Annotated in this window: 11 protein-coding genes and 1 riboswitch; all 11 genes read left to right on the top strand. The window is 29.0% G+C overall.

Annotated elements, in window-relative coordinates:
- Window positions 1-9: 9 nt before the first annotated feature.
- Window positions 10-1,158: a glycine/sarcosine/betaine reductase complex component C subunit alpha gene (gene grdD, locus ACRDDE_RS03700; RefSeq protein ID WP_438625612.1), complete on the top strand. Its 1,149-nt coding sequence runs from the start codon at window positions 10-12 to the stop codon at window positions 1,156-1,158.
- A 504-nt stretch (window positions 1,159-1,662) separates the two neighbouring features.
- Window positions 1,663-1,746, top strand: a riboswitch (cyclic di-GMP riboswitch).
- 114 nt (window positions 1,747-1,860) lie between these two features.
- On the top strand, window positions 1,861-2,481 hold the full coding sequence (locus ACRDDE_RS03695) for a BsaA family SipW-dependent biofilm matrix protein (protein WP_438625610.1): 621 nt from the start codon (window positions 1,861-1,863) through the stop codon (window positions 2,479-2,481).
- 23 nt (window positions 2,482-2,504) lie between these two features.
- On the top strand, window positions 2,505-3,080 hold the full coding sequence (locus tag ACRDDE_RS03690) for a signal peptidase I (protein ID WP_438625608.1): 576 nt from the start codon (window positions 2,505-2,507) through the stop codon (window positions 3,078-3,080).
- A gap of 65 nt (window positions 3,081-3,145) precedes the next feature.
- A complete protein-coding gene (locus tag ACRDDE_RS03685; protein ID WP_438625607.1) occupies window positions 3,146-3,847 on the top strand; it encodes a BsaA family SipW-dependent biofilm matrix protein in 702 nt (233 codons plus the stop codon).
- A 40-nt stretch (window positions 3,848-3,887) separates the two neighbouring features.
- Window positions 3,888-4,619 carry an LPXTG cell wall anchor domain-containing protein gene (locus ACRDDE_RS03680; protein ID WP_438625606.1) on the top strand — a complete coding sequence of 244 codons (732 nt, stop codon included), beginning with the start codon at window positions 3,888-3,890 and terminating at the stop codon, window positions 4,617-4,619.
- Between the two features lie 34 nt (window positions 4,620-4,653).
- Window positions 4,654-7,050 (top strand): vWA domain-containing protein, encoded by a 2,397-nt coding sequence (locus tag ACRDDE_RS03675; protein WP_438625604.1) that lies wholly within the window; start codon window positions 4,654-4,656, stop codon window positions 7,048-7,050.
- A gap of 342 nt (window positions 7,051-7,392) precedes the next feature.
- The gene (locus tag ACRDDE_RS03670; RefSeq protein ID WP_438625602.1) at window positions 7,393-8,076 is read left to right on the top strand and encodes a PepSY domain-containing protein; all 684 of its coding nucleotides are present in this window, start codon (window positions 7,393-7,395) and stop codon (window positions 8,074-8,076) included.
- Window positions 8,077-8,100: 24 nt separating this feature from the next.
- Window positions 8,101-8,763 (top strand): response regulator transcription factor, encoded by a 663-nt coding sequence (locus tag ACRDDE_RS03665; protein ID WP_438625600.1) that lies wholly within the window; start codon window positions 8,101-8,103, stop codon window positions 8,761-8,763.
- Entirely contained in the window at window positions 8,760-10,121 is a 1,362-nt protein-coding gene (locus tag ACRDDE_RS03660) for a sensor histidine kinase (protein WP_438625599.1), read from the top strand. Before ACRDDE_RS03665 ends, ACRDDE_RS03660 begins: the two co-directional genes overlap by 4 nt.
- Window positions 10,122-10,231: 110 nt before the next feature.
- Window positions 10,232-11,143, top strand: a complete 912-nt coding sequence (locus tag ACRDDE_RS03655; protein ID WP_216560796.1) for an LCP family protein — start codon at window positions 10,232-10,234, stop codon at window positions 11,141-11,143.
- Between the two features lie 286 nt (window positions 11,144-11,429).
- Window positions 11,430-12,149, top strand: coding sequence for a YveK family protein (locus ACRDDE_RS03650; RefSeq protein ID WP_216560794.1), 720 nt, complete (start codon window positions 11,430-11,432; stop codon window positions 12,147-12,149).
- The last annotated feature ends 84 nt before the right edge of the window (window positions 12,150-12,233 follow it).

Here is a 12,233-nt window from a genome sequence, read left to right as displayed (position 1 = left end):
GATCTGGTTATGCCTAAAAAGATTATAGCCGAAACTTTTTTAGATATAGCAAATGCTATTGAAAGCGGCGAATTTGGTAAAAAAGTTAGAATTGGTTTGACTACATTAGGTAGTGAGCATGGAACTGAAAATTTAGTTAAAGGTGCTCACCTAGCTAAGTCAAATTTATTTGATATAGTTTTAATAGGACCTAAAGTTGAAACTGAACTTGAGGTTGTTGAAGTTAATGAAGAAAGCGAAATGCATTCTAAAATGGAAGAATTATTAGATTCAGGTTACATAGATGCTTGTGTAACTATGCATTACAACTTCCCTATAGGAGTTTCTACAGTTGGTAGAGTTATAACTCCAGGTAGAGGTAAAGAAATGATACTTGCTACTACTACAGGAACAAGTGCTACAAACAGAATAGAAGCTATGGTTAGAAATGCTGTTTATGGTATATCTACAGCTAAATCTATAGGAGTAAAAAATCCTACTGTTGGTATATTAAATGTTGACGGTGCTAGACAAGTAGAAAAAGCTTTAAAAGATTTACAAGCAAATGGATACGATATATCTTTTGCTGAATCAGTTAGAGCAGATGGTGGTTGCGTAATGAGAGGAAACGACTTATTATGTGGAGCTCCAGATGTTATGGTTACTGATACTTTAAGTGGAAATATATTTATGAAAGTATTCTCTTCATTTACTACTGGTGGAGATTATGAAGCTCAAGGATTTGGATATGGTCCTGGTGTAGGTGAAGACTATGACAGAAAGATATTAATATTATCTAGAGCATCTGGTTCTCCAGTTGTTGCAAATGCATTAAGATACGCTTACGATGTTGTTAAAGGTGACGTTACTAAGGTATCAAAAGATGAATTTAAAGCTGTTAAAAATGCTAAATATGACGATATTATAGCTGCTTTAACTAAGAAGGAAGTAAAAAAAGATGCTGATGAGGAAGTAGCTATGCCGGCTAAAGAAGTTGTTACTCATCAAATATCTGGTGTAGATATAATGGATTTAGAAGATGCGGTTAAAGTTTTATGGAAAAATGGAATTTATGCAGAAAGTGGTATGGGATGTACGGGTCCTATAGTTCTTGTTGCTGACGGAAAAGGAGAAGCGTGTGTTAAGATGCTTCTAGATGCAGGTTATACTGCTAAATAATTAAAAAACGAATCCTTGCCATGGAAGTAGTTTGAAGACTGAGTTATTAGGGGGTGTGGGAATTGTGGTATGTTTTGCTTCATACAAGCTGAGAAGATGCTTGTAAATGTCGCTGTAACATACACACAAATCCCACACTGAACTGATAACCCAGTCTTTTTTTGATAAGATAAAAGGTAAATGTCGCTGCAACATAAAGTTCAATCCCATTCCAAACTTACAACTCAGTCTTTTTTTGTGATATTTTTAAAAAATTATAATAAATTAAAATGAATATTTTTTTAGCAATTTATATCGAAAAAATAGTGAAAATGTCATAATAACATATAAATTAATTTTTGAAAAAAATAATATTTAACATATATATTAAGAAAGTTAAAAAATAATATAAACAACAAATTAACTGAATAAAATGTAAAAAAATGGAAAACGATTGAGGGTGCTTTAGGGAATATTTTTCAGTATAATAAAAAAGAAGAATAAATTAATAAGGAATCTAATAGGTTTAAATATAGAGGCTATGAAATATGTTTTGTATATGGGCACTTGAAACATAGGGAGCTAATAGTGCAACCGGCTATTTAAAAGATATAAGTATAAAATTACTTTTATCATTTAAATAGCCTTTTTTATGCTAAAAATGTAGATAAGCTATGAAATAAAGCGAAGCGAATTTTTATTACAAAAATTAAGGAGAGTTAAATGAGTAGAAAAAGAATTAAAGTTGGAGCAATATCTATACTTTTATTAATATGTATCGTCACCGTTCAAAAGATATCATATGCAAGTTTGACATCCAAAGATAAAGTAACCAATACATTAAATTTGGGGGATATAAATATAGAAGTAAGTGAAAAGTTTACACCACCTAAAAATTGGAATGGAGATGAATATAGCAAAGCAGTAAAAATAAAAAATGATAGTACATCACCAGCACTTATAAGAGTATCAATAATTCCTAGATGGATAGATGAAAAAGGAAATGCATGGCCAGGAGATACTAATTTAGTAACTTTAAACTATGAAACTAATAATATAATAGCAAATCAAAATACAACAGAAAATAATAAATGGATCTATGGCAACGACAATTATTATTACTATAACACTATAGTTGCAAAGGGCGAAGAAACACAACAAATATTAAAATCAGTAAGAGCAAACATTCCGGAAGAATTAAAAGAAAGATATAAAAATAAAACTTTAATAGTAGATGTAAAGGCAGAGGCTGTACAAGCTACAAAGGATGCATATAAAAAAACTTGGAGTAAGATTGAAAATCAAGGAATACATAAAATGCTAGAAAATTTATGTACTAGGTAAAAAAAATTCAGGGAGAATATACTATGGAAAACAAAAAAATGTTTAAAAAAATAGGAAATATACTTTTTTATGTAGTTCTAATATCTTTATTATCTATATCATTTATTATGGTAAAGTCCGTAAAAGATGGAAAACAGCCAACGATAATGGGGAATAAATTTTTCACTGTAATGACAGGAAGTATGCAACCTTCAATAATGGTTGGAGATTTAGTAATAGCTAAAGAATTACGACCTGAACAAATAAATGTAGGGGATGTAATAACATTTAAAAGTCAAAATTCAGGAAACATAACAACACATAGAGTAAAAGAAATTATAAAAGATGGAGTAGGAATAAGATACATAACACAAGGTGATGCAAATAATGTGCAAGATCAAAATCCAGTAGAATCAAAAGCAGTTATAGGTAAAGTTGTTAAATGTATACCGAAAGTTGGAATGGCTATGTCATGGATGAAGTCAAACCTATCACTAATTATAGTAGGAATATTTGCAATAACAGCATTAAGTGCTATAGGTGGCAATCTTAGAAAAAAACTAAAATCTATAGATGAAGAAGAAAGACGAAATAAAGAAAAAGAAAAAGCGGATGCATAAAACAACTGTAACAGTAAGTGCTGATTACATAGATTGAGTAAATATTTAATTTTGGAGGGAAGAAAATGAATAAGAAAGTTCAAGCGTTAGCAGTATCAGGAGTACTGACAGTAGGGGTAATAGGGGGAACACTTGCATGGTTTACATCTCAAGATAAAGCAACAAATACTTTTAACACAGCATCAAATAACGGTGAAAATGGTAATGGAATAAAAATAGAGGAGGAATTTGAAAAACCTACAAATATGATTCCAGGTGATACTGTAAATAAAGATGTACAAGTAAGTAATACTGCAACATATGACCAGTTTATAAGAGTTAAATTCATACCTAGATTTGTAGAATTAGGAAAGGATAGCAATGGAAAAGAAGTTAGAACACCAATAACAGAAAGAAAAGCATCTGATGGAACAATGCACCAATTGGATACTAATAAAATCATATTAAAATTCACTGAAAGGCTAAAAACTGATGGATCTAATGGATCTTGGATTGAAGGAAAAGATGGATACTACTACTATATGGGTAAAGTAGCTCCAGAAAAATGGACTAATACATTGCTTGATTCTGTAACATTAGATACAGCTGCAGGAAATGATTATAGGGGATTAGGATTTGATATAGATGTTGAAGCTGATTCTACTCAAGCTTCAAATAATGCACATAAAGATTGGGCTAAAGGCAGTGGGCTAATTGAAAAATTAGATAAATTACAAGATCAAGGTGTTGTAGATCCAACAGATGCTAAAGAGAAAAATCAAAAATAATTAAGAATATAATTAAAAAATCTAATAAAGGAGTGAGAATGTGAAAAGCTGTCTAAGAAAAATTTTAGTAGTCACTTCACTTCTTTCAATAATAACAACTATAAAGGTGGATGCAGATACATTGGCTCCACCTAATGTTCAATTATTGGGAAATGCGAATGAATTAGTGTACATACCTGATGATGATTTATTTCTACAACATCCTAACATGATTCCAGGAGATTATATAAGAAGAACTTTAGAAATTAAAAATAAGCATAAATACCCATACGAACTTTTCTTAAGAGCAGAGCGAGTAAGCCCGAAAGAAGAATATGATCTTTTAGATAAACTAGATTTGAAAATTTCATATAAAGATGAAGTTATATATGATGAAGCAGTTAATGGAGAAGATAAATTAACAAAAGGTATTAGCTTAGGAGTATTTAATCCAGGGCAAGAAGAAAATCTTATTGCGGAAGTTAAATTAGATGGAGCATCTACTGGAAATGAATATAAAAATAAGTCTGCTCAGATAGATTGGATATTTACAGCAGTTAGAAGTGAAGGGGAAAGTAATAATAATGATAAAGAAACTGTAGATAAATCAGATAAAGTCGACAACACAGATAAATCAGATCAATCCCCAAATGATTTAGTATCAGATGAAGATGATATGTGGAGCGAATCCCCAAAAACAGGAGAAGATGGTATTTTCATATATGTAGTATTAGGGATAACTAGTATTTTACTTTTATTAATGAGTAGAAAAAACAAGAACTCTAAAAAGTAAATATGTTTATGCAAGTAGTGTGGAGGAACTGTAAATGAAAAAAAATAGATTAGTATCTTGTATAATGGTACTAACAATGGTAATTATAACAAGCTTAGGAAATATTGAAGGAAAATCTACTTCATATGCTCAAGAAAAGAATAACTTAACTATAAAAGAAATAACAAGCGAAAATCCAGTACATACATTGGATAATAAACTTTTGTTAGAACAAAGTACTGAAAAAATATCAGATACACAGTTGAAAGTAAATTTAAAAATAAAAGGAAATGAACAAGATGTAAATATTAAAAATACATCTTTTGAAAATAAAATATCTGGCAACTTTGAAATAAGTTCAGAGAATATTTCCGTAAACGGAATTAAAGAAAAGGAAAATATAAAAAGTGAAGTAACAAACTCTAAAGATAGTATAAGCATCAACTTAGGAGATATATCTTCAAAAGAAGTAGATTTATCTTTTGAAGCAAAACTAAAAGATAATGCTCAAAAACGTGAAAATGAATCTTTAAATTTAAAATCAGAGATTAGATATAAATTAGAAAACAGTGAACAAGAAGTATTAGAAAAATTCCCTAATGATAAAGTTACTTTGGACAAAGGAGCAGAAAAAGTAAATCCAGAAGCTATACAAACAGAATATAAATCAGCACCAAAAACAACACAAAATACTGAAAGATGCCAAGGTAATAAAAATTTAGAAATAAACAAAAGCGCTAAAGTAAATGAAAATGGAACATATAATATAACGTTAGAAGCAAAAGGGGAAGGATCAATTCAAAACTCTAAAAAAGCTGATATAGTACTTGTAATAGATTCGTCAGGTAGTATGAATGATAAAATAGATAAAGTACAAGATGCAGCTAAAAATTTAAGTCGAAATATTTTAAATGGAAGTAATGATGATCAAGTTAGAATATCTGTAGCTGATTTTTCGTATAACAATAACAGTAACCAATATTATAAATCAGGAGCAAGTTCTAAAGTTCAAACAAACTTTACATCAAATTTAAATAAAATAAATAAAGCTATTGATAAGATAGATTCAGGTGGGGGAACAAATACTCAAGATGGTATATGGAGAGCACAAAACCTTTTAGAAGATTCAAGGGATGAGGCTAATAAATATGTAGTGTTTTTTTCAGATGGATTACCATGGAACTCTAGAGACTATTGGGGATTTACAGGATTTGATATACATGTTAAGAGTGCACAAAGAGAATATTATAGTTACTTTACAGGATATGGATCTCCTAACCAAGTTAATATTGGAGGAATTGCATATGAGCCAACTCCAGAGACTATATATGTAAATAACAATCCTAGGTATAAAGATACTAAATTTTATAGTGTAGGATTATTTACTAATGCTGGTGAAAGCGAAAAAAGTCAAGCTGTTAATTTTTTAAAAACTATTCAAAATGTAATAGACCCAAGTGAATATGCAGGTAAATATTATACTCAAGATTTAAATAGTATAAATGGAATATTCAATGATGTAAGTAATGAAATAAAAGAAAACATTAATGCTTCAGCAGCTAAAGAATCTGTTATACATGATGTAGTTTCAAAAGAATTTAATATAGTAGATAAAAGCTGGAAGATAACAGATTTAGATGGAAATGAAATACAGATACCACCTGAAAATGTTATTGTATCTAAAAATTCAAAAGGTGAAGATGAAATAACTTTTAAAATAGGTAATATTATTGCAAATAAAAAAACTGGGAATGGAAAACTTACCGGAGGAGTTAAAGTAAGTTTTGATATTTCTACTAAAGATCCATACTTTGGGGGTGAAAAAATTCCCACAAATGCAAATGCAGAAATTAAATATAAAGATCCTATAAATGGAAGTTATAAGGAACAAGTATTTAACAAGCCTATAGTTGACATACCTTATAAAACGGGGAAGGTAACTATAAGAAAAGAAATTGTAAAGAAAGATAAAAATGGAAACTGGACGGTAGCTAAAGATAGTGATGTAAATCGTAATGATAGATTTTCTATATCAATACTTGGAAACTCAGGTAGCCAAAATCATAAATATACAGTTGATTTAAATGGAAATATGGAAACGTCGATGCCTTTTTATTTAAGAGGTGAGAAAACTGATATATCTAATAATAAGGATTTTTCCAAGAACTACTTTACAGAAGGGTTATATGATATAGAAGAAATTGTACCTATGAATTATGAAAGAGTTCAGGTATGGGTAGATGAAGATTCTACAGATAAGGGAACTAAGTGGGTTAAGTTTGAAGAGTATGTAAATGATAAAAAAAATATTGATGAAAATAAAGTAAGAGATGGGAAGTTATTTATAGGTAAAGATAATAACAATATTAATATAAAAGTAAGTAATACTTTAGTGAATGATATGTTTTGGCAAGATAAAGCATATGTAGAAAATAAACTTAAGTATGATTAGAGACTGGGTTATTGTGGGCTCGGGATTTGTGTGTATGTTTTGCTCCATACAAGCTGGGAAGATGCTTGTAAATGTCGCTACAACATACACACAAATCCCTCGCCTAAAATGTAAGCCAGTCTTTTTTTGTGGTATGAAAAATGAATGTCGCTGCAACATAAAATTCAATCCCGATTCCAAGTTTAGCTCAGTCTTTTTGTGTGTGGAGAGATAGGTAAATGGATTATTAAAAAATTTTAATATTATTTTTATGTTAAGTTAATGCCTGTTTAAAGTAGTTTTCATGATGCCTGTATATAATAAGCTCATAGTAAAAATTAAAACTTTATGGAGGTATTGATTATGAAAAAGGAAGATGTAATAAGTAAGATAGCAAATTTGAAGGGTTATAAAGGAAAGTTTAAGAAGTTTGCAGTTTTAACGATAAGTGGAGCTATTGGATTGAGTGTTTTAGGTACAGGTGCAGCTTATGCTTATGTAAAGTCGAATGAAAATTACTCACAAGCGCAATTAGAAAAGGTAGCTTTAAAGCAAATTCCAGGAGAAATTGTTGGAGTTAAAAAAGATTTAGATGATGATAATATGTCGGTAGTTTATGAGTTTAAAATAAAAGATAAAAACAACATGTTAAATGAAATAGAGTTAGATTCAAAGACTGGTGCTATAATAGATATGGAAAATCATAACGGAAAAGATGATAAAGATTATGACAGTGATGATGAAAAAAGCTATAATTATAATGAAATAAAATCTAAGAGTAAATACTCAGAAGAAGAGTTGAAAAATATTGCATTAAAAAAGGTACAAGGTGAAGTTATTGGGGTAGATAAAGAAATAGATGATGATAGCATGTCTATAGTGTATGAGTTTAAAATAAAAGATAAAAATAATATAATAAAAGAAGTAGAGGTTGATTCAGTGAGTGGAAAAGTAGTAGATATAGAAAACTATGATTATAACTCAGATAAAAATAACGAAACTATAGATGTTGAAAATGTAAAACAAGATGCAAGTAATATGGATTAATAAATATATGAGAAGGTGAGTTTTTTGTACAAAGTATTAGTAGTAGAAGATGAAGAAAATATAGCATCATTTATAAACATGGAACTATCACATGAAGGATATAAAACTGAAATGTGTAATGATGGAAAAGAAGGCTTAGAAAAGGCCATAGAAAAAGATTATGATATGATTATATTAGACTTAATGTTACCAACTTTAAACGGTCTAGAAGTCTGTAGACGTTTAAGGAAATCAAAAAACACACCTATAATAATGTTAACAGCAAGAGATAATGTTATGGATAAAGTTTCTGGACTTCAAATGGGGGCGGATGACTATATTGTAAAGCCATTTGCAATAGAGGAACTTTTAGCAAGAATAGAAACAATATTAAGAAGAGTTAATTTAAACAATAATAAGGTAAGTACTTTGAAATTTAAAGATATAACTATAGATATAGAAGCTAGAATAGTCAAGTGTGGAGATGAAGTAGTAAACTTAACTACAACAGAATACGAACTGTTACTTCAATTAATAAGACACGAAAATAAAGTATTAACTAGAGACTACTTATTAGAACATGTATGGGGGTATGATTATGATGCAGAAACTAATGTAGTAGATGTTTATATAAGACATCTAAGATCAAAATTAAAAAATGATGATTATATACATACTGTTCGTGGTGTAGGATATGTTTTAAGATGATTATAAAGAAACTAAAATCTTTATCGACATTTTGGAGAATGACACTTATATCGTTTATATCTATAGTAGTAATATTTTTAATCACTTATATATCTCAATTTATAGTATTTAGAGTTTGGACTATAAAATATGAAAAAGAAGAAATTCAATCAAGAGCCAATGAACTAGAAATTTTGCTTAATAACAACAGTTCGGATGAAGTGCAAAAAGAAATTTTAGAATCTATGAACTTAAACGCTATTATATATAATTCAGATAATAAAGAAATTTTAAATACAATGGATGAAAAACCTAAACATTTCGATTATCAAAAACCAAGTTCATACATTATAGATACATCTTTAAGCGTAAACAATGACAAGGTAAGCTTAATAACTCCTGTGCATATAGGTAATCATAAATACTATATGTATTTAGAGCGAGAAAGTGAATTATATGATGATTTCCTGGAAAATACAATCCTTATAATTGTGTTTATGTTGATAATAGGATTAATAATAAGTTTAATAGCAGGAATATATATATCAAGACAGTTTATAAAAAAATTAAACAACTTAAGTAACACTATGAAAGAAGTACAAGAAAAAGGAATAACAAGTAGAGTATATATACAAAACCCAAAAGATGAGTTTGATAAAGTTAATATAATATTCAATGAAATGATGGATTCAGTTGAACATTCATTTGGAGTACAAAGACAGTTTGTTCAAGATGCATCACACGAACTTAGAACACCTTTAACCATATTAAAAGGACATTTAAAAATGTTAGATAGATGGGGAAAAAATGATCCTGAAACACTAAATAAATCGCTTAAAATAAGCTTAGATGAAGTTGATAGATTAACAAAACTTGTAAATGACTTATTAGAACTAGGTAAATTAGACAATAAAACAATAGTTGATGAAGAAATAGAAAAGATAAACTTAGAAGCTTCAATCGATCAAATTATATATGACTTTGAAGTCATAAGAAAAGATGTTGATTTTAAATTTGAGTGTGAAAAAGATGCTTACATTTATATGAACAAGAAACATTTTAAGCAACTTTTCATAATATTTATAGATAATGCTATAAAGTACTGTGAAAAAGATGAAAAGAAAATACAAATAAAAGTGTACAGAGAAAAAAGGAAAATGTACATATCTATAAAGGATAATGGCATAGGTATAGAAAAAGAAGAAATTCCAAAGATAACAGATAAATTCTATAGAGTTGATAAATCAAGAAAATATAACAATAGCTTTGGAATAGGACTATCTATTGCAGCTCAAATAATTAATTTATACAACTACAAATTGAAAATTAAAAGTGAAGTTAGAATAGGAACAGAGATACTTATAGAATGCAATCAATAAACCAAGGACAGATTAAAGCCTTGGTTTTATTTGATGTAAATATAAATAAGTAGTATCAGGTATTTATATATGATACTATATGTATATCCATATTAATGAGGGAGGATTTTATGAGTACTTTAAAAAAAATAGTCATAGGATTAGTTGTGTTTATAATAGCTACTCCGCTTGTGGCTTTTGGTTATTTTTATTTTAAGCTAAACTCTATATATGATAGTAGTGCAGCTAAAGACGTAAAAAATAAGATTGAAAAAGCAGACGACAAAGATGGTATAACTAATATCTTATTAGCTGGAGTTGATGGAAACAACCTAGAAAAGGGAAATAGATCTGACTCTATGATGGTTTTAACTATTGATGAAAAGAATAATGATATTAGAATAACCTCTCTTGCACGTGATACTTATGTGCAAATTCCAGGTTATGGAGAAGAGAAATTAACACATGCTTATGCTTATGGAGGACCTGCACTTTTACTTCAAACTATAGATAAAAACTTTGGACTAAAGATTGATAAATATGCTGCTGTAAGTTTTAGTTCTTTTGAAAAAATTATTGATGCTTTAGGTGGAGTTGAAATAGACGTACTACCTAAAGAGGTAAGCTATATCCAAGGCGTAGACAGTTCTGGTAAACAAACTTTAAATGGAGCAGAAGCTCTAGCATACAGTAGAATAAGATATGCAGATGACGCTTATCATAGAGACAATAGACAAAGAACTGTTATGCAAGCTGCATATAATAAATTAGCAAGTAATCCTGGGGATCTTATGGAAATAGGAAACACTATATTAGGATATACAAAAACTAATATGCCTCCAATGGAAATATTTAAACTAGCTAATAAAGTTATAAAAATGAACTTTACAGAATTCCCACAACTTGAATTTCCACTTGATGGGCATAGAGAGGGAAAAACTTTAAGTCAAGAAAAAGGATGGGTAATTCTTTGGGATAAAGAATACAATAACGAACAACTTAAAAAATTCATATTTGATTATAAAAATTACACTCAACAATAAGTGGGGTAAAATAAAGCTATCTAAAATTTATAGTGGATATGAATAGGGAATATTAAAGTTTTGCTCCCAAAGCGGAAAGAACGCTTTAAAGGTCGCTAAAACTTAAAGGCTTTCTATTCTATACTCTAAATTAGATAGCTTTTTTTATATTGTAAGAAAGATGGGGATTTTAATTTTGACGAAACGTGTAAAAAAATTGAAAAATTTAGCTAAAAGGTGTAAAGTTTTATAATAAGGGGTCGATACATAAATCGTATGGGGAAAAACACACTAAGAGGAGGGCCAAATGGAAGAAACGATAGACTTAAGGGAATATTTCCAAATAATTAAAAAACGAGCGTGGATAATTGCACTAATAACTGTAATAGCAATGATAATAAGCGGACTTATAAGTTTCTTTGTATTAAAACCAGAATACCAAGCAAGTACAACTTTAATAGTTAATGCAGAACAAAGTGCTGCAACTAATAATATGATAACAGGAGACCAGTTAAATGTTACTCAAAAGTTAACGTTAACATATGGTGAAATTATAAAATCAAAATCAGTATTAAATTCAGTAATAAATAAATTAGATTTAAACATGACTTATGATGAGTTAATTAATAGTTTGAAAGTAGAGCCAGTTAAGGACACTCAAATATTATCTATAAGCGTAACAAATACAAGTCCAAGTAGAGCAATGAAAATAGCTAATACTATACCTACAATATTTTCTAAAGAAGCAAAAAGGATAACGAATGCAAATAGTGTTGAAGTAATAGATAAGGCGAGATTACCTGAAGATCCAGTAAAACCTAATAAAGTTATGAATGTAGCAATAGCTGGAGTATTAGGGTTTATGATAGGGCTATTCATAGTATTCTTACTAGAATTTATGGATAGAAAAATGAAAACAACTCAAGATATAGAAAAATATCTGAACTTACCTACACTAGGAGTAGTACCTAACGAAAATATAGAAAAGAAAGGTAGAAAAAAGCATGCTAAAAAGACTAATAACTAAAAGAAATCCAAAATCACCAATATCAGAAGCATATAGAACTATAAGAACTAATATAGAATATTCAAATGTAGATAAAGAAATAAA

It is taken from the genome of Paraclostridium sp., assembly GCF_051656405.1.
In the GTDB taxonomy this organism is placed as follows: domain Bacteria; phylum Bacillota; class Clostridia; order Peptostreptococcales; family Peptostreptococcaceae; genus Paraclostridium.
The sequence above is the reverse complement of the archived record's forward strand: the minus strand, read 5'-3'. Positions and strand labels throughout refer to the sequence as shown.